General features: G+C 44.7%; 9 protein-coding genes. 1 reads left to right on the top strand and 8 read right to left on the bottom strand.

Going from position 1 to position 21,042, the window contains the following annotated elements; translation table 11 throughout:
• Positions 1-194 precede the first annotated feature (194 nt).
• The 8 genes from AC58QO_RS00770 to AC58QO_RS00735 form a co-directional block, all read right to left on the bottom strand.
• The gene (locus tag AC58QO_RS00770; protein ID WP_497263136.1) at positions 195-398 is read right to left on the bottom strand and encodes a hypothetical protein; all 204 of its coding nucleotides are present in this window, start codon (positions 396-398) and stop codon (positions 195-197) included.
• Complete coding sequence (locus tag AC58QO_RS00765; protein ID WP_497263134.1) at positions 399-4,280, bottom strand: carbohydrate-binding protein; 3,882 nt, start codon at positions 4,278-4,280, stop codon at positions 399-401. It abuts the gene before it with no gap.
• Between the two features lie 88 nt (positions 4,281-4,368).
• Positions 4,369-5,196, bottom strand: a complete 828-nt coding sequence (locus tag AC58QO_RS00760) for a carbohydrate ABC transporter permease (RefSeq protein WP_497263132.1) — start codon at positions 5,194-5,196, stop codon at positions 4,369-4,371.
• Between the two features lie 14 nt (positions 5,197-5,210).
• Positions 5,211-6,101 carry a carbohydrate ABC transporter permease gene (locus AC58QO_RS00755; protein ID WP_497263130.1) on the bottom strand — a complete coding sequence of 297 codons (891 nt, stop codon included), beginning with the start codon at positions 6,099-6,101 and terminating at the stop codon, positions 5,211-5,213.
• A gap of 73 nt (positions 6,102-6,174) precedes the next feature.
• A complete protein-coding gene (locus AC58QO_RS00750) occupies positions 6,175-7,527 on the bottom strand; it encodes an ABC transporter substrate-binding protein (protein WP_497263128.1) in 1,353 nt (450 codons plus the stop codon).
• Between the two features lie 136 nt (positions 7,528-7,663).
• Positions 7,664-9,250, bottom strand: coding sequence for a response regulator (locus AC58QO_RS00745; RefSeq protein ID WP_497263126.1), 1,587 nt, complete (start codon positions 9,248-9,250; stop codon positions 7,664-7,666).
• Positions 9,243-11,048, bottom strand: coding sequence for a sensor histidine kinase (locus AC58QO_RS00740; protein WP_497263124.1), 1,806 nt, complete (start codon positions 11,046-11,048; stop codon positions 9,243-9,245). Before AC58QO_RS00740 ends, AC58QO_RS00745 begins: the two co-directional genes overlap by 8 nt.
• Positions 11,049-11,153: 105 nt before the next feature.
• Positions 11,154-17,126 (bottom strand): galactose-binding domain-containing protein, encoded by a 5,973-nt coding sequence (locus AC58QO_RS00735; RefSeq protein ID WP_497263122.1) that lies wholly within the window; start codon positions 17,124-17,126, stop codon positions 11,154-11,156.
• A gap of 601 nt (positions 17,127-17,727) precedes the next feature.
• On the opposite strand from AC58QO_RS00735, the gene AC58QO_RS00730 reads away from it, so the two are divergent.
• A complete protein-coding gene (locus AC58QO_RS00730) occupies positions 17,728-21,012 on the top strand; it encodes a S8 family serine peptidase (protein ID WP_497263120.1) in 3,285 nt (1,094 codons plus the stop codon).
• Positions 21,013-21,042: the final 30 nt, after the last annotated feature.

The raw sequence follows: 21,042 nt of genomic DNA, 5'->3' as shown, positions 1-21,042 counted from the left end.
CAAGAGATAACCTACGCTAATAACATACTGTTCACATAGAGTACCTCTTACTGGTGTTAAGTGCTATTCAATCAATTTCACTTCTTTTCACAATATTCATTGATCTTATTTGACGGGTGTGTATTTCTTATGTACTACTTTTAGTTAACTTCAATGTGAACAATTCATAGACGGGTTAAAGTGCGCTAAGGTTGCTAGGTCACATTAATGCGGAATATTAATTTATTATTAATAAAAAACTGGGCTACGCGGACGACTGGATCGCCCGCGGCACCGCGGAGGAAAATGCGCGCCGAGTCGGAATGTATAAGAATACCCCCGCGTCCTTGTGGATGCGGAGGTATCTTTTGATTTATAAACGGCAGCCCTCCACTGGAGAGCTGCTGTTGTTCTTGCACTCATTTGTCCTTCTTCTTAGGAACAACCACCTGCGTGGATGCGACTGTTATGTTTCCAGCCAGATCGATGGCGGTATACGTAATCGTATAAATTCGGCCGTTGCCTTTACCGGATCGTTCCGCGCGGAGGCTGAACGATGTGTCGTATGTTCCGATTGCTGCATCCTGTATGTCATTCACCGTATCGCCGTCGCCAAGACCGTTATCAGGCTCATTCGATGTTATCGAGGTAAGCACGACAGATGCGATATCGGAGCCGGTTCCATTCGCATATACGCTAATGGTGACCGTCACCATTTTATGGTTATTTCCCTCTATTATAGGCTTATCGCTCAAGAGATGCAGCGTTGGCGCGACTCGGTCGATATTGCTTACGGTCGCCACCGCGCTCCCGGTATAACCGACTGCGTCCACGAACTCAAAGGTGAAGCTGCCGTTTGCTGTGAAAGTGTAGTTGGGCGAGCCGCCGTTATTGGTAATGGTTACCGCTTTACTTGGCGTGATCGTTGCCGTCACATTCTGGTTTGTCGGACCGGTTTGGCTATAACTGACCGTCGCCGTCGGAGCAGTCTCCTTCGTAAGCTTGAACAGTTTGGATTCGGCAGGCTGAAGCATAAGCTCCTTCGTTCCGCTTACATCGGAAACATCGCCAGTCCACAAATCCTCAAGGCTATAAGTTATTCCTGACGGAAGTCCGGCACGCGCAAGATCTAATGTCTTGATAGCTGATGCGTTACCGCTATAGTTAAAGACGGCCAAATAATGATCATTGCCATCCTTCAACACGAATGTATCAGCCGCATTCGCCCATGTATTTCCTTCGACCGGTCTAAATGCTTTCCCTTTCAATGCGAGCTGAATGACTTTCGGATTCGAATACAGCTTTGACATATACTCTTGTGCTATCGGATTATTGACATTGTCCCCATCCAAGAGCACCGTACCGGAAATAACCGCTGAATTCAAGCGGCTGCGCGCTTCCGTCAAGGAACCTGCGCGAGTGAGCGAGATATGATCCGGGTCTGTAAAATTATAGATCGTCGCATTCTGCCACCAACCGTAGGTCAACGCGTTGAGCTCGTATTCGGAATCGTGAATCGAACCGAACGTATCGGTAGCGATTCGTCTGCTATTCGCGTATTGAGATGGGAAGAGCGGTGCAATCGACTGGCTTACGAAAAGCTTGCCATCCAATACCTCATTGATATATCGCATACCTTCATTATATGCTTGGATACCCGTCGTGAAGTTAGGATCCGCATGCTTGCCTTCCAATGCCCCATGCGAAAGAAAATCCATCTTCAAATAAGAATAACCAATTTGTTTGAAGTGCTCTATATTAAAAGCGAACATTCGTTTCGCCCCCGGATGTGTCACATCGATCGCATATGCACCGTCTAGTTTCGGCAGCAGATTGCCGGAACTATCCCTAAGCAGAATATCCATGTATGTATACTGGTTATTCGTGCCTTCAACCGGCTGATTCAAATTGTCTCCCCAGAAAGTGAACGGTGCCCAGTAACCGCCCGCATGCTGGCCGTTGGCGTGAATGACGGCAATCGCCTGTTCCTTTTGTTCCTCCGTCAATTGAACCCCGTGAGCATCCGTATTGATATAAACGGCGCCGTTATTATTAAATATAGGCAGATGATGTTTAAAATAGTTCGAAGTGTCTATAATGTCCTGATAAGTTAAGGTCCAACCTATTCCTCCCCAGCTATTCCAACCTACCGGCACGCCTTGCGGTAATGTGCTGTCCAACCTTCTCGCTGGGGCGATAATAGCATTTGCACGCCCATACTCTTCTAAACCTTCGCGATAATCGGCATAACCGCCAATTAGAATGGTCGGAGAGGAAATCTTTGTTCCAGTCAAGCTGCCATGCGGCTGCGAATCATGGGTAATACTGGAGGATGCTCCTCCATATACGGTCAACTGATTGAGTTGATTATTCAACCCGCTCCAACCAATGCCCGTTTTCCAATGGTCATGCGTGACAGATCCGAGAATCAGCCCCTGACGTGACGCATTGTCGTAAATCGCCGTGACCTCATAACTGGTATCGGTACGGTTCAGTGTCTGAGCTGCATAGCGAATCCACATGTCGTTATCAAACGGTACAACTAATATACGGTTATCGGCCATTTGACCGGTCGTCACGCCTCCAGCCCGTTTAACAGCTGCCGGCGCCATATAGTTGGTGCTGATCGTTTGTCCGCTGATCGCATCAAGCCTGGAGAGGAAATAATGCTTACCTTCATAGAAATCATACACTTGTCTAAGTGTCGGCTTCCCTACCTTCATATGTGTAAAGATAACCTCAATGCCTGTACCAAAATGGTCATTGAGAGGAGTAATCTGCTCTATAGCGAGCGAATGAGACTCGTAATCTATCGTATTCAATTCCTCGCCGTTCAGCTTAATTTTTCCGTACACACCTTTTAGCTGCTGGCCGTTATTCCATTGATAATCCGTATATCCGGTCCCCGAATGATAGGTAACACTGTACTGTCCATTGGAAATCAACATGCCTGCCGTATATGGGGTAACGGTTATCGTCCCAAAGTTGACGGGATTGAGCGGATTTCCAATATCACCTTCATCGTCTCCAGGATTCCCGGTTCCGTTATCTGCAGCATGCACGACGATTCGATCAAAGTCAGGCGCATACCAATTATTATCGTCGATCAAGATCGTATTACTGCCGGCGTTCAAAGGTAACATCACATCGTAGCTTCCGACTGTATTCCAATCTGTAGTTGCCGGAAAATTAAAATATTCTTTTGCCCCGTCGTTAACGCTGATATTAGCCGAACGGGTATCCCCGGAAATATAATAAACCGTTACTTTGTAATTTCCGCTCGTGATAGCGGTGACATCGTTAAACCGCAAGGAAGATCCTTGGTAAAGATTGCCTACCTTCTTTCCACCCGAGCATGATCCGCAACCACCCACGGAGGCGTTTCCGATGAGCGTGTTGCCTGCCGCCTCGGCTTCGAAGACGCTATCCAGTCCCCCCACGACGATTCGGTCGATATCAGGGGCGTACCCGTTGTTGTCGTCGAACAAAATTGTATTGCTCCCGGCGTTCAAAGCTAACGTCACATCGTAGCTTCCAATCGTATTCCAATCCGCGGTTGGCGGAAAATTGACATATTCCTTTGACCCGCCGTTAACGCTGATATTCGCCGAACGGGGATCCCCAGAAATATAATAAACGGTTACCTTGTAATTTCCACTGTCGGAAGCGCTAACATTGCTGATCTTTAAAGATGCTCCTTGGTAAAGGCCGCCTACCTTCTTTCCACCCGAGCACGCTCCGCAATCGTTCACGGAGGCGTTACCAGTGAGCGTGTTCGCTGCCGCTTCGGCTTCGTAGACGCCATCCGTCGGGTTTTGTCCTACGAGTCCTCCCACGACGATTCGATCGATATCAGGCGCGTACCAGTTGTTATCGTCGAACAGGATCGTATTGCTGCCGGCGTTCAAAGCTAACGTCACATCGTAGCTTCCGACTGTATTCCAATCCGCGGTTGCCGGAAAATTGACATATTCCTTTGACCCGCCGTTGACGCTAATATTCGCCGACCGGGGATCCCCGGAAATATAATAAACGGTTACCTTGTAATTTCCGCTGACTGGAGCGCTAACATTGCTGATTTTTAAAGATGCGCCTTGGTAAAGGCCGCCTACCTTCTTTCCACCCGAGCACGCTCCGCAATGATTCACGGATGCGTTGCCGGTGAGCGTATTTGCAGCAGCTTCAGCTTCATATATACCAGTTTCATCTGCGTAAACCCGATTTCCGACCGGCCACCCCGACGTGAACACGAGAGTCAAAAGCATAAGGCTCAGTAACAATCCCAAAAACCTTTTCGACATAAATTGCCTCCTATTATCGTATTTTTGATATGAACCCAGATAATAACGGGCCTCCAATCAAGCTTACTGATAGTGCGAATTTGTCTATTCAACCCTTCACGGCAGAACTGACCGTCAAAGCGCTTTCTACTTGTTCGGTGAAAATCAGGTATAACACGACCATCGGCAAGCTCGCGATCGTCATGACAGCGCCCATTCCGCCCCAATCGGTCGCATGAAGGCCTTGAAAGTAGATGAGCCCAATTGGCAAGGTCATTAATTGTTCTTTTGTAATCAAGATCGACGCCAAAAAAAACTCATTCCAAGTCCCCATAAACTGAAGAATAGCAATGGTTGCGACTGCCGGAGTGAGGATCGGCAAAATTATGCGAATGAAAGCGAGATAAATGGAGGCGCCATCCATACAAGCCGATTCTTCCAGCTCTTGCGGAATCCCTCGTAGGAAGCCGTAAAATACCATCGATGCAAAGGGCAGTCCGAACGCCACGTAAGGGATCAATAAAGCGCCGTACGTATTCGTCAAGTGAAAATCTTTCACGATAATCGCCAAGGGAATGATGATGACCTGAATCGGAATAAACATGCCAATAATCATGTAAATCCGTACCGCTTCTCGAAATTTCCACCGAAGCCTGGCAATGGCATATGCAAACATGACGGCGAAGAGGATAACACCGATCGTCGTAATCGTAGAGACAACTATACTATTGGCGATATAGGTAGGGACACTGAATTTATTCCAGGCATTCACGTAATTCTCGAATCTGAAGTGCGTCGGTATTCCGAAAGGATTGGTTACGAAGATTTCATCGTTGTTTTTCAACGAATAGAAGACCATCCAAATTAACGGATATACGGAAATCACGAAATAGATCCATAAAAAGGACTGTAGGACGATTCCGACGATTTTTTTCATACGATGACTCTCCTTTACCCCTGTTCCAATCCGGTTTCTCTGCTATCAAACACTTTGTTAATGATAATGGTGACGATTAGGCTAATGACAATCAACACTACCGAAATGGCACAAGCGTACCCGTATTGATTGCCCGAAAATGCGTTCCGGATGATCATGAACGTAATCGTATAGTTTGTCGTGCCTGGGCCGCCATTCGTCATAATGGCCATTTGCACATAAGCACCTATCCCCGCTGTAATGGCAATAATATAACAAAACTTGAACGTTTCCTTCATAAGTGGAAGCGTGATGTGCCAATGCGCCTTCCATTTACCCGCCCCGTCAATTCGAGCTGCTTCTGTATAATGCTCAGGAACGGATTTCACACCGGCATAAAGCAAGGCAAACTGGAATCCCATATATTGCCAGGCATTGACGAAAGCAATCGCAATAATTGATACGCTTGGTGAGTTCAGCCAGTCTTGTTGGTAATCCATCCCGAGTGCTTGAAACAACTTATTGATGAGTCCGTTAACCGGGTCATACATGGAAAGCCAAAGTTGACACACGACCGTGACCGAAAGCACAACGGGAATAAAATAAGCAGTTTTCAGCACCTTCCGGCCTTTCACCGTCGGGTCCGAGCATATAAGCGCCAACAACGTGCCTAGACCGATTTGGAAAATGACCAGAACAAGGGCGAATAAAAATCCATTCCGGAGTGAAGTGGTCAATAAATAATCTTGGGCAAGATCGATATAATTTCTGAAGCCAATAAAAGTCGCTTCGCTAAGGCCATCCCATTCAAAAAAGCTGCGGTAAACTGCCTGAAGAATTGGATAAAACACGATCACGCTATATAGAACAAGCGCAGGTAATAAAAAGATTAAGATTACCCGTTTGTTTCCTAGGTATTGTTTCATCTCCATGCTCCCTTTTTTTAAAAGACTCACACCGACTTACAAGTCGATGTGAGTCATAAGGTATTGAAAGGATTTATTTGTTCAGCGTTTTATTGAGATTCGTTACGAATTGATCCGCCGTAAATCCAGACACTATCAAGTTCTGCGAGTTATCGTCGATAGCCAGAGTAACGTTCGTATCGCTCTGCACAATCGCAAAACTCGTTGTGTTCGGAAGCACTTCTTTTCCGAGTCGCGTCAGCATAGCAGGCACTTGCGCAGTAATTGGCTTGTCGACCTTGACCGATACGATCGGCGTGCCCGTTTGCGTGTATTTATACTCGGCATATTTGTGCGCCAAGTACGCGGCTACTTTCGTTGCGACTTCTTTGTTTTTCGTTTTTGCGGAAACCGCGAAGCCCCCTGGATTACCCGCTCCATTCAAAGCAAACTTGGCTTTCTCATAGGTAGCTTCGTCTTTCGCCGGGAAGTTCATGAAATCTACGTTGTCGCCCAGATTTTTTTGCGAGCTGGCGATTTCCCATTGGCCATTCACGAACATGGCTGCCTTGCCTTGGTAAAACAGCGAGGAAGCTTGATCGTAGTTCGTCTGGGTCGCGTTTTTCGCGAACAATCCTGCGGCTGTCAGCTCTTCCACCTGCTTAGCGGCAAGCTTCAGGGCAGCCGGCGTCTCCGTTGCGCCAGTGAGGGCACCGTAGCCTTTCGGCTCCTCGCGAGTCATGAATCCTTGCAATAGTGAGTTGCCAATCCATTTTTCTTTCGAGAAGATCGCAAGCGGGATAATTCCCTTGGCATTGAATTTTTTAGCGGCATCCTTCAATTGATCGATCGTTTTGATCGGCGCCTGTACGCCTGCATCCGCAAACAGCTTCTTGTTGTAATACAAGATGATAAATTCAGTGCCTGCATATGGATAGCCGTATACATGACCGTCTGGCGCAATCAATTTGCCTTCGTTGCCTTTGTTCAAATCTTTTTTGAATTGAGCCGTTTCCGGGGCGTTATCCAACGTCAAAATATTGTTCGACTTGGCGCCGATCTGCATAATATCCCAACCGATATCGATGATATCCGGCAAGTCGCCTGTCGCCATTTGCGTTTTGATTTTCTGGCCGTTGTCTTGCAGTCCGGGCACCAAAGTTACTTCTACGTTCGGCATATCTTTTTTCAGCTCGGCGACCGCGTAATCGTAAGGCTTGGAAGTGTCATCGTCGAAATGATTGGTATAAATGCTAAGCTTAACAACAGGATCTGCTGGAGTTGCCGCTGCAGTTGCAGCAGGAGTTGCCGCTGCGGTTGCAGCAGGAGTTGTTGCTGCAGGTGCTTTTGAGCTTGCGTCATTCTTCGTTTCCGATCCACACGCTGTAAGTGAAACTGTCATGATTGATGCAAGTGCGATGCTGCTTAATTTCTTCCACATCTTCATTTTTCCAATGCCCCCCAATAATAATTTCAGGTTATAATAACGCTTACATTTAACCATAAATTCATTATAGAGCATCGAAATAGCCCATTAAATGAACGGATCGCTTCTAAATACAGTAATAATCGCGCCTGTTTCATCATCCGATTTGATTTTCATATTCACTTGGGGTAAGTCCGTAATATTTTTTGAAGCATTTGCTGAAATAGCCCGGATCGTTATATCCCACCATTTCTGAGACTGTTGCAATATTAGCTTTCTTCATTTGAATGATTTCCTTGGCTCGCTGCATACGAATATGGGTAATATAGTCGGAGATGGACATGTTTGCTTCTCTATTGAATATTTTTCGCAGATAACTGCCATTGATAAAAGCTATTTTTGTGATTTCTTCCACGTTCAGACTTGAATTTTGATAATTTTGCTCGATCAGCAGTTTAGTCTCTTCGAAAATTTGCTTTGAACGAGATTGCTTATTTTTTTCGGCATTCAATTTCAATGTTTTGTGAAAAATATCTTCAATCCAGGTATAAGTGTTATCGAGATTTTCTTGTCGTTTGATTTCCTGATAAGGCGAAAAGTCCGCTCCCAACACCGTCGCAATTTCATACCCGCTGGCCACAATATGAGACAAGCACAAGGAAGCCAATCCGATCACCATTGTATAAGTCATTTCAGCCGTTAACTTTTGCCTGCGAATAAACTGAAATACATCATCCAGATGCTTTCTGATTTCTGTGTAATCATTTAGTCGCAAAGCCAGCATCATTTTTTCGTTGATGACACTGGAGTAAAATCCTTGATACCTTGTGTCCGAAGCATTGTAGCTAATTATTCGACAGTTCCCAACGGTTATTTTGCCTTGCAGTGCAGCAAGAGCCTCCATATACGATTCTCGTATCCCGCTAAATCCATGTTTTGGTCTTCCCACACCAAGGGTGACGGTCAATTTAAAATGTTTTTTCACCATATCGCACAACCGTTGCAAACTACTGGGTTCATTCAAGAATTGATAGGTATTCGAGGATAACTGGCACAATGAAACGATACGATCTTCCGGGCCGAAAAAAACGAGGCAAGAGCTTTCCAGAGTAAGAATTTCATGCAAAATATTCGAAATAGTATTTTTCCAGAGCAATATTTCTTTATGGTTCTTCCAAAGTTGATAAATGTTATCGATCTCTGCGACAATAATGACATATCGATTGGATTCGCTGGAGAAACCCAATTGTTCAAGCTCTGCAGTAATTTCATGATGATTTAAAGTGATATCCTGGCTGATCAGCATGGAAAGAAACTGTTCTTTCAGCCACTCTGACTGCTTTCGATGAACTGTTCTATTTTCGACTATTTTTTGAATCTGATTTTTGATTTTAACAAGGGTCAAGAACAATTCGTCCAGATCGAATGGTTTCAGTATGTAATCTTCTACGCCAATTTTTAATGCATGGCGTGCGTATTCAAATTCTCCATGCCCTGTCACCATTACGACTGCAATATCCGGATAACGCTGCTTTAATTGTTTAGAAAGCGTCAATCCATCCATGATCGGCATATTAATATCCACTAAAGCAAGGTCGGGAAATGTTTCATTAGCGATTTGCAATGCTTCCTGTCCATTTTTCGCTTCGCCGCAGATCACAAATCCATAAGTCTCCCAATCTATTATTGTTCGCAAATACTCGCGAAATAAGAGTTCATCGTCAACAATCAGCACCTTAAACATGATTACTTTCCCCCTTTACATCTTTGGGAAGTTTCACTTCAATCCTCGTACCTTCCCCTAACCGGCTGTGTATGGAGATGCCATATTCATGGCCAAAAAACAATTGAATCCGTTCATGAACATTTAACATTCCGAACGATTTGTTCAAGGGATCTCTTTGTTGCGTATCCAGAAGTTGTTTGCGTGTTTCCGGACCCATCCCAACGCCATTATCCGAAACGGTAATCAGTATCTCATTTTCGTCGCGGCTGCCCTTAATATGCAGCTTCCCGCCTGAGCCATTAGGCTTCAATCCATGATAAATAGCATTCTCTACTAGAGGCTGAATCGTTAACTTCAGAATTTGATGATTCAGTATCTGCTCGTCCACTTCCAACGAAAAATCAAAAACATCCCTATAACGAATTCTTTGAATGGCTAAATAGTTACTGACATTATCAATTTCTTCGCCGATTGAAATAACCTCTTTGCCGCTGCTTAAAGCAATCCGATAAAAATCAGCCAATGCTTTGGTTGCATCCTTAGCTTCTGTAACCCTTTGCATGGAGCAAAGCACATACACTAGATCAAGTGTATTGTATAAAAAATGTGGTTTGATCTGCGACTGAAATAAAGCAAGCTCATAATGGCGCTTTTGCTTCTGCTCTTTGCTCACTTGCCCAATGAGTTCACGAATTTGCACAAGCATTTTATTGAAACCGCTCGCAAGATACCCTATTTCATCTGAGGTATTGACATCAAAAAAGATAAATAAATCCCCTTCTTTGACTTTCAGCATCGTCTTCGTCAAACGAATCAATGGGTTTGCGATAATTCTAGAAAGCTGTTCCGCTCCAAAAAACGCGAATATAATCCCGAAAATTCCCAGAGCTACGATAAGCCAGGTAACTTTACGTGAATCGTCGGTAAGAATACTGATGGGGATCTGACTGACAAGCTTCCAGTTCATTTTTTCAAACGGCACGCTGGAAATTAAAAATTTTTTGCCTTTCCAAGTAACAATATCTGTCGTCGGCTTTTCATGTAACCAAATATTTGTTACGGAGCTTATGGCTGGCTTCTTCATAAGATCGGGTTTATCCAAGGAAGAGATAACTAGCCCCCTGGAGTCGACGATCATATAGTTTCTTCCTTGGTTTTTACCACCGCTTCGATAAATAGCCGAAAACGAGCTTTCCTTAATAATTAAGATTAAGGTTCCGAGTTGGTCACCGTTGTCAATACTGAGGATTTTCTTCCCTAAGGTTAGGACAGGAGAACCCGTATTCGTTGTTAAAAAATCGCGAGCCTCCATAATAAACCAAATGTTCTCACCGCTTGTTTTGTAAATTTGTTCCAGGATCGTACTGTGGAAAGCTTTTTGAAGCCCATTTTCCATTACATTATTTGTCGTATACAGCTGGTTGTTCATATCAAGGAATGCTGCCGCCTCTATATCCGGGAAAAACATTAAATCCAAATACAGCTGATTATTAACTTGGGTAATCAGATTCTTTTTAGTTAATTCATCCTGGAACGCATTCTGATTGACCGGTACAATCTTATTTACATTTACTGTCATAATATTCGCGCAGTTTTCGGCATTCAGAATCGATTCTTGAACCCGGGTCACAATCAACTGCGATTCGCTTGCTACATTTGCGACTGTTTTTTCAATAACTGAATTTGTAAACACGTAATTGAAAGCGTAAGCCAGCACAATGAGGGGGAATGAAACCAACGGAATAAAAATGATCATGATTTTCTTTTTGATTCTTTGATTGTGAAACCATTCTCTTAGATTCCAAACATGTGTCATTGCTCCACCGCCATCCTATGACCTTAAGAAAGGGCAGAGGAGCCCTTGTTACAGGTGCCCCCCGCCCTAGCTGTATACCTTGCAATTTTACACACACGCTCTTCTTTATTGATATATTGCTAATTCCCATAATGAGTATCCGTATTGGGTATTACGTTTAATGCCGTTAATCTTTACAAACCTGGCATTGGTGGGGCTGAATTCTATTTGATCAATGCCACCATCACCTGTTGTCGAGGAATACACGGGCGTCCAGGACTCACCGTCTACGGAAACTTCGATTGAATACGCCTTTGCAGAAGCGTTTTCCCAGTTAAGAAGCACTCCACTAATCAAGACGGGTGTTCCAAGATCAACGCTGATCCATTGCGGGTCGCTAAATGCGGACTCCCATCTGGATCTCTTGTTTCCATCGACCGCATTATTGCCGCCCTGTAGTGGACCGTCGGATGTAAATGTCGGTTTGTTCAAAGCAAGATTAGCTTTCAAGTCGGTGATGACATCCTGCTGAACGGAAACATCGTTAAAGCCAGCAGCCTGGATGCTGATCGTATACGTGTTGGCTGTTTTAAACAAGGAGTCGTATAAGGTAATCATTCCGGGTGTTACACAATATTGCTCAGCGTTCAATATAGTTCCGTTTAACTTAACAGCGTTGATCGCATCTCTCCATGTCCCATCGTCTGCGAAGGTGATTTCGATCGGCTGTTCGGTTGTGTTCACCGTTGTATCAACATTTAATACAGGTGCTTTTAGTGGAACTGATGGTACTGGCGTTGGCGTTGGCGTTGGTGTTGGTATGCCTGTTGAGGTGTCGTCGTACACTTCAAACTCCCAAAGCGAGTATCCGTATTGCGTTGTCCGTGTCGTGCCACTCATCTTGACATATCTCGCGTTCTCAGGAGCAAATGTAAGATCATCGATTCCTGCGTCACCTGTCGTTGTCGAATAGACTGTCTTCCAATTTACGCCATCCAAGGAAACCTGAATCGTATAGCTCTTGGCGGCTGCATTTTCCCAGTTCAAAAGCACATGATTTACCCTGTGTTCCGAGCCCAAATCAATCGTAATAAACTGAGGATCGCTAAATGCGGATTCCCAGCGTGAACCCTTATTTCCATCCACCGCATCTTTCCCACCTCGCAGTGGGTTCTCAGAAGTAATTGTCGGTTTGTTCAAAGCAAGATTAACTGCCACGTTCGTGTTCGTGCTGACATTCTGCTGAACGGAAACTTCTTTATAGCCTGTTGCCTGAATGCTGATGATATAGCTGTTAGCCTCTGGAAATAAGGAGGCTGCCAAAGTGATTTTCCCAGGTGTTACGTTATATTGCCCAGCATGTAATGCTGTTCCATTTAACTTCACCTCGTCTATCGCATCCCTCCATGTCGCATCGTCTGCATAGGTGATCTCAATTGGCTGACCAATCGTGTTCATTGTCGTATCTGCATGCATTTCAGGTCCTATTAATGGTGTTGGTGGTACTGGTATTGTTGGTGTACCCGTTGAGGTACCGTACACTTCAAACTCCCAAAGCGAGTAGCCGTATGGCGTTGTCCGTGTCGTGCCGCTCATCATGACATATCTTGCTCTCTCAGGAGCAAAAGTAAGATCATCGATGCCTGCGTCGCCTTTCGTTGTCGAATAGACTGTCTTCCAATTTGCACCGTCCAAGGAAACCTGAATCGTATAGCTCTTGGCGGCTGCATTTTCCCAGTTCAAAAGCACATGATTTACCTTATGCTCCCACCCCAAATCAATCGTAATAAACTGAGGATCGCTAAATGCGGATTCCCAGCGTGAACCCTTATTTCCATCCACTGCTTCTTTACCACCTCGCAGTGGGTTTACGGACGTGATCGTTGGTTTGTTCAGCGCAAGGTTAACAGTCGATTTGGTGATGATATCCTGCTTCACAGTGACTTCCTCAAATCCGGTCGCCTGAACGGTAATCACGTAGCTGCTGTTTTCCTCTGTGAATAAATCAGCATTCAAGGTAATTTTACCTGGTGTTACGCTGTATTGGGCTGCGTCCACATTCATTCCATTCACCTTTACTGCATAGATCGCGTTTCTCCATGCCGCATTATCCGCATAAGTGATGTCGATTGGTTGACCAATCGTATTCATCGTTGAATCAGCCGTTAATGCCGGTGCGGGTTGCTTGCCCGAGGCACTTCCGTATACTTCAAACTCCAAGAGCGAGAATCCGTATTGCGTTGTCCGTGTTGTACCATTCATTTTCACATACCTTGCATTCTCAGCCGGGAATGTGATGTCATCGATACCAGCATGCCCTCTTGTTGTGGAATACACCGTCTTCCAAGTTACGCCATCTATAGAAACCTGGATGGTATAGCTCTTGCCAGCAGCATTTTCCCAGTTCAAATGTACATGACTTAATTTGTATTCCGAGCCTAAATCGACTGTAATAAACTGCGGATCGCTGAATTCAGATTCCCAACGTGTATCTAGCAGTCCGTCTACAGCGTAGCTTCCCGCTTTAATCGGATTTTCGGAAGTAACGGTCGCTTTATTCAGGGCAAGGTTCACCGTTGAACTCGTGATCACATTTTGCTGAATCGTAGCATCCGGGTACCCGTCCGATACGATGGTAATCGTATAGAGGTCCTCATTTGAAAATATAGCTCCATGCAAGGTGATTTTACCTGGTACTATGCTGTATTGCGAAGCATCCACTTTCGTCCCATTCACCTTAACCTCGTTGATTGCGTTTCTCCATGCTGCATGGTCCGCATAGGTCAATTCGATGGGTTGACCCGTCGTATTCTGTGTAGAATCGGGCGTTAATTGTGGAGCTATTTTTTGATTCATGTCGCTGACTTTCGTTGGATCAACTTTTACCAACATTTTCGGCCCTACGATGGCAGAGCCTGTTACTCCATTTGCGTTGCGGAAAGTGACCGTAACAGGAGCGTTCGTCGGATTCCAGATCATGGAAGAGTAGATTGAACCTTTTTTATATACCGTGGCGCTTGACCAACCGGTCGCCCATATGTCATTGGTTCGCTGCCCCAAAGTCGCCATGTTATGTACGAACCAATAGGTGTCGAATATTTCATTTTTTTGGGTTCCTTCAAGCGTCCATTTGTTAAGAACTGCTTGCGGATCGCTTAGCGACTGGATCGGCCATACGATATGATACCAAGTATCCTCAGGGCCTTTTTTGTCCGCAATCATACCGTTATACAATGTGGCGGCTTTTGCTGGATTGAAGCCATAGCTTGTCAAATATTCTCCGGTTGGCAGCCAGTGGATGCCGTACACATGAACCGGATCTCCGCTAAAGAAAGTGCCGAAGTTATACGCACTTCCGTATACTTGGCCAACCGATTTGTGCTTAAACCCTGGCAGCCAGTTGTCATTGTCATAATTGAACCAGTATTGCTCTACAGCTTTCAGTTCGGTCGTAAAGCCGAAAATGGCGATATCGCGATCAGCTGTGTTGCCGGAAAGCAGGCTCCACATGTATTCCCCGACCCAACCGAACAATGACTCTCCGGCAGCCTCTTGGTTATTCCCGCTGTTATTATCCCCATACCCACCAGCCCATGAATGTCCTTCATATGGATCGAAGTTGCGGAGGAACGGATAGAGCGGATCGTTTTTCGACGGGTTGGCGTAATCCCGAATAAGGTGCACAACCATGTCGCCGTAATTGTCCTTGAAATCCTGATCGTAAGTCGCCAGGACTGCGGAAGCAAACACAAAATAGCCGTAAGTAAAATGGTGATCCGTCAGGCCAGTATTGGCACCAAATTCACTCGATTTGTAATACATGGTGCCCCAGGTCGGATCGTAATACATAAAATATTCCGGTTCACCTTTCGTGTAGGTATACCAGTCGGTTAATATGGTTTTCATTCTGCTTAGGAAAACATTTTTATAATACGTATCGCCGATTTGATCAGCGATCAAAACGCCCATAGCTAGCGGATGAAGCACTTTTCCTTGCCAATATGCATCCCCAGCCATGATATTTTTTGAAGTCGACTCATCCAGGAAGTCCAATTGCTCTAACAAGGCTTCTCGAGAATAAGTCGGGTCTCCCGGTTCGGTAAATTGGGGAACGATCCCATAAAATCTGTCTACCGTGGTAAAGGAGTTGCCTTCATGCAGCTTCAATGCACCCCGAATGGACGGGTATGTGAGATTCGTAAGCGATGAAGTGGTAGTTTTCCATTGATGTGGTAGTAGTGCCATCAAGGTTGTGGGTGCCAGATCTGCACGCTTTTGATCAATTGTGACATTGAATTTGGTCGTGACCTCGGAGGTTTGCTCGTTAAAGCTCGGAGTGACCGTCGTATTCGTGACGAAGGCATAAGCATGTTTATAGAAGTAGTTCAAGTCGCCAGCAGTGGGCATCGTAGACAATGACAAATAATTTTGTCCGCTGCCAAGTCGGATTTTGATTTTACCACCGACTTTTGTGAAGGTGGAGCCTTCAGGCGCGAATACACCATAGTGCCTGATCACCGTTTGTGGTTTCGGAGCGCCATCCATGTTCGTCACGGTAAACCCGATATGGTCAGCCGTTACACTAGCACCTTCGGACGTTAAGATCGCATTGTTGCTGTCATCAAAAAATTGAGTAGCAGCAGGGAAATAAAGTTCCGGCGTAGTAGGATCGCTAAACTCGGAGTAAAGATACGGCGAGCCTTTGACAAAAGTCGTTTTCATCTTTTCTGTCTCGTTGTCGCTTAATATGACAGTGGCGGACCAGTCGCTATACCCGGAAATTTTGTTCTTAATGCGAGATGCACTGATGTTACCCGACATCAAGTAAAAATCAGGATCTCCGCCTGCATACTGCGAATTTCCGCTTTCGTCCACCCAGCCCGCACCGGGGTTCAAGATGCTCAGGCCTTGATTGGTATATTTGGATTTAAGCGGAAGTGTGATGAGACTGTCACTCAAATCTTTAATCAAGACGGATTGCCACCAATCGTTGGATGCAATTGGTGCAGCGATATTGTCCGTTTTGTTAACGGGAGGTCTAGGCTGCGGCATTGTAATATCACTGGTTAAGTAGCTGCCTTGACCGACGGAAACTGTAGAAGCGGTTGGCAGTGTCGGAATGGTATAGGTCGGTTTGGCATCCCCCGGCACGTAATCGTAAACGGAAAAATTGAATAGGGAGTAACCGAAGCTTGTCGTTCTGCTGATCCCTTTCACTCTCACATAACGGCCGCTGGCATAAACGGGAGTGTCCATCAAACCTTCTTTCCCGTTCATTTCTCTGTAAATCGTAGTCCAATTAACGGCATCGTCAGATACTTGGAGGTCGTAGATTCTGCCTGCTGCGTTTTCCCACAACAGTCTGATGCGACCCACGGTGTGAACACTGCCCAGGTCGACATACAACCACTCATCGCTGGTGTCTTTGGAAGACCAACGCGTCTCCTTATCCCCGTCTACGGCATATTGCGGGATTAAGAGGGGTTTATCTTTGCCGGCTATTTGGTAGGAAGAGACGACAACTGATTTATTTAGGGCGACATCCTCACCAAGAACGATTGGCTGGGGATTGCTTCCGCCTGTACCGTATACCTCGAATTCATGGAGCGAGACTCCATAATTTCCGGAACGCTCGAGAGACAACATACGGATGTAACGTCCGGATCCTGTCAGGGCAATCGTGTCCACTCCGCCGTCTCCAGTAGTAGTTGCATAAATATCTTTCCACTCTGCCTCATCGTTGGATACTTGAATCTTATACGATTTAGAATAGGCGTTCTCCCAACGGAGAATAACCTGGTCAATATGTGCGGCAGCGCCGAGGTCAATATAAATCCACTGCGGGTCTGCACTAAAGGCGCTGCCCCAGCGGGAGTCCATATCTCCATCCACCGCTTTGTCGGGCGTTAATCCTCCCTCCATCGATGAAGCGTAAGTTGCTCCCTCATAGGATAGTAAGTGAGAAGGGTTGGCGGCCTTTGCGGCTGATGCCAGTGGGCTAGGTACCATGTCAAATAAGCTAAGCACCATGGATACAGCAATGGATAAAGAAATGATCTGACCAAATTTCTTGCGAATACGTCTAGCTGGTATACCCATACTTAATTTTCCTCCTAAGTTTTTGCCCCCGAGGGGTTCAACTGTGACGAAACGTTTAGTCGTTTTTTGTCGTCCAGTTGCAAAACTGATTATATTCTGCGTTGGAAAAATAAAACAATAAGTACTTCTACCTATGGATCTCAAATCTGCTAGTTCACTATGTCTATATTTGGAAAGCACCCAATGTAATTCTAATTCGCTTATTCAAGCGACATGAGCCAGATTGTATGTATTAACAAATGGGCAAGAATACCTAATTTTATACAAAAAAGAATTATATGATATTTTTGTAAATTCAAATTCCCAAAAATACGTTAGCGCATATGCAAACAGAACCAGCTTATCCATCTGGAACCCTTTGCGCAGAATAGGAATTGTCGAAGATTGTCGGTAATGGAGAATTTGGCCTATCCAAAATTGATTTTAGTTGACGGATGTGTATTTCATGTGTACTACCCCCGTTTTCTATTATTTTAAAAATAACGATTAATACACACAAACTACATAAGGTTAATTTAAATTAAATTTAGAAGGGAGATGTTATTTTTATGTAAATTCGAGAGTTTAGACAAACTAAAATTAGCAAAGGAAGTGACCATGCTTGACTAGGAAAAATAAGAAGTATGTATTTGCCCTTTTTTCTATGATACTAACATTTGGAACTGTAACATCATCTTTTGCCACGGAAGTTCAGCAGGAGAATCCGAGAAAAAGCCAATGGACTGTTGCCCCCCCCCTCCTAGACGAAAGCATTCCAAGCGAACCGAGAATCAATCATACCCAGCAAGATTCTAGTAGACAGCCCATTTTCTCAAATATACTGCCAGAAAAGGCAGAGTTCGCTGCTGACCGAGTAATTGTCAAATACAAATCAAAATCTGCTTCGAAGCTCTCCAAATCTCTCTCAAGCCAAATTGCAGACACCCGCCAACTTCCTGTTACCAATGCCGAATTGTTGAAACTTTCAGCTGGTACTAATGTGAGCAGTGTGATCGAAGAGCTTCGTAAGGATCCAAATGTTCTCTATGCTGAGCCTGATTACAAAGTGTACTCATCGATAAATCCGCAGACGTTCCGTCCTGTAGAAACTACAGATAAAGAATCAATGTACTCTGCAGCTGCTTCCAAGACACCTGATGACCCGCTGTTCCATGAACAATGGGGGCTCCATAACACTGGACAAGTTTTAAATGACGGTACAGTGCCTGGAGGTACACCCGATATCGACATGGATTTGCCTGAAGCCTGGGAAATTACTAAAGGACGCAAAGAAGTTGTCGTAGCGGTTATTGGAAACGGGGTCAAAATTGATATTCCCGATTTAGTAGGCCAAATCTGGGAAAATAAAGATGAAAAAAATGGAAGGAATGATTTTGACGACGATGGTAATGGACTTATCGACGATGTGAATGGATGGGATTTTGCCTATGACGATAACTCCTTATTCGACACGATTGACGGGCTCAATGACTCCTACGGCACAGCAAATGCCGGCCTTATTGCCGCCTCCATGAACAATAAGGAAGGAATTGCCGGAGTTGCTCCTAATGTAACCATCCTGCCGGTTAAGGTAGTTTCTAAGAACGGCGGTTACTTCTCAGATGTTGTAGATGGAATCAAATATGCTGAAGAGCATGGCGCCAAAATTGCCTCACTTGGGCTTCTATATGGCTATAGAAGCAAGCTGATTGAAGATGCTATCAACAGCTCTAACATGTTGTTTGTTGCTGCAGCAGGAGATCAATATGACAGTACATTGAATACAGATGTTACCCCTCGATATCCAGCTTCATATCCAAGTCAGAACATGCTTTCAGCAACTGGTGTAAATATTCTTGGTGATCCGTCATTAGGTGCTGCTATCGGACAAATTTCAGTCGATGTCGCAGCTCCGTCAGAGCTCATCATTTCGACAGTAGCTGATATTAATGCAGGATACGCTGCCGAGATCGATAATGACATATACAAAGCTTACTATCATGGGATAGGCTTCGAGGAAGTACCTGATCCAGTAGAGCGGCAAGATATGTTTAACCGGGCAATGAATTTTCTAAAACCAAGTGTTAAACCGAAAATTCTACTTGTTCAAGATAGTCTCCGAACCTATTCAGACGGCGGCGGTATTGGCCCATTCGCTAATGATTCTAGCATGGAAACTTATAAAGAACTTCTTGATTCAGCAGGGTATACCTATGATGTCGTAACGACCACGGATGAAACAAAAGATGGCCCATCGTTGAGTCAAATGCAAGAATACGGGCTCGTCATCTGGTTCACTGGGTACTTAGCAACTTCTGATAACTACAAACTGATTACCGATAAAGATCAAGTCAATTTATCCAGCTATCTCAATGGCGGTGGCCATTTAATGCTGACCGGACAAGATGCTATTGACCAAATCCCAACCTCTTCTTTTGTACAAAAAGTATTAGGCCTTACGCTCGTCAAAGAAGGTGGATATGTATTCAAAACATGGGGTGTACCCGGCACCATATATCAAGACAAAGAATACAAGCTACGTGATTTTTCCTTGTTTTATGACACTGTGATAAGCAATAAGCCCGAAATGACCAAGATCAATCTGAGGAATAGCAACGGCAAATATTATTATTCTCAGGGAACATCGAATGCTGCCGCATATGCCACAGGTGTTGCTGCACTGGTGCTTAGCCAGCATCCAGACATGAGCGCCCAGGAGATCAAACAACGAGTAGTGAACAGCGGTAAATCCCTTGCTTCATTAAAAAGCAAAACGGTTAGCGGGAAATTGATTAGTGCGTATAGAGCGCTATGGAATAAAGATATTCCTGGCATGTCGTTACTTGATTCATCTATTTCTAACAGCCTCGATAACGTCAACGATCCCAATCATGTGTATTCCGTTGAGATGCATGCTGGAGAGGAAGTTACCTTCTCTCTAACAGGCAGCAAGGGATCTGACTTTGATCTCATCCTGTATGACCCTTCTGCTACGACGGTTGCAAGCAAGGACGGGGCTTTGGCTTATTCCGAAACTCCAGGTACGTCAGATGAATCTATTACTTATAGAGCAACCGAGACTGGAACTTACTACATTAATATTTTTGCTTATAAGGGAACAGGAACTTACACATTAGATGTGCATTATGGAAATACGTCAGGATTAATTGAAAATAATGATCCATCGCTCATCTACAACGGTTCTTGGTCTACGATCAAAGGCTCTGACTATTCCAACGGAAGCTTGAATCAGCTAAACGGGGAGGGTTACGTTGAATTTGGTTTTAGAGGAAACGTGTTTGAATGGATTGGTACCAAGGATGACAAGCAAGGACTGGCTGTCGTCTATATTGACGAATTGCCAATGGGGTACGCTGATTTGTACAGCAAAACTCCTTTATCGAAACAATCACTGTTCAAATATGTACTGCCTAATGGGCATCATAACGTTCGTATTGAAAGAATAGGCAGTAAAGATCAAATAGGTGACATCAACGTGGATGCATTTGTCTTTACTAGTCTAGTTTCGCCGACTCATCCTTCTGCTAACTACTCTGGCCCTTGGACAACGCGTTATGGCATGAGATATACGGATGGTGTACAGACCTACACAACAATACCGAACAGTTCTGTTGAATTTACTTTTATTGGAACAAAAGCTACGCTTTGGTCCACCACTGGCAGCAACCGTGGCAAAGTGAACATTTATATCGATGGACGATCCGTTACATCCGAACCTATTGATTTATATAGTGAAAAACTGCAATATCAAGTGCCTGTCTTCACTTCAGGAGATCTAGCAAATGGCGTTCACAAAATTAAAATTGTGCATGCAGGAGAAGCAAATGCCAAGTCTACTGACAGCATTGTTGCAATCGATGGTCTGGACGTATTGAACTTAAACTAGCATGCAAGCTTCTACTATTCTGATCTGAAA

The organism is Paenibacillus sp. J31R30 (assembly GCF_059692115.1).
This window is presented reverse-complemented; position numbering and strand designations above follow the sequence as displayed.

What these genes read in the sequence shown, in the direction of transcription:
- AC58QO_RS00765 (WP_497263134.1), bottom strand. Translation starts at nt 4,280, where the DNA reads ATGTCGAAAAGGTTTTTGGGATTGTTACTGAGCCTTATGCTTTTGACT.
- AC58QO_RS00740 (WP_497263124.1), bottom strand. Translation starts at nt 11,048, where the DNA reads ATGACACATGTTTGGAATCTAAGAGAATGGTTTCACAATCAAAGAATC.
- AC58QO_RS00755 (WP_497263130.1), bottom strand. Translation starts at nt 6,101, where the DNA reads ATGAAACAATACCTAGGAAACAAACGGGTAATCTTAATCTTTTTATTA.
- AC58QO_RS00745 (WP_497263126.1), bottom strand. Translation starts at nt 9,250, where the DNA reads ATGTTTAAGGTGCTGATTGTTGACGATGAACTCTTATTTCGCGAGTAT.
- AC58QO_RS00760 (WP_497263132.1), bottom strand. Translation starts at nt 5,196, where the DNA reads ATGAAAAAAATCGTCGGAATCGTCCTACAGTCCTTTTTATGGATCTAT.
- AC58QO_RS00735 (WP_497263122.1), bottom strand. Translation starts at nt 17,126, where the DNA reads ATGGGTATACCAGCTAGACGTATTCGCAAGAAATTTGGTCAGATCATT.
- AC58QO_RS00750 (WP_497263128.1), bottom strand. Translation starts at nt 7,527, where the DNA reads ATGAAGATGTGGAAGAAATTAAGCAGCATCGCACTTGCATCAATCATG.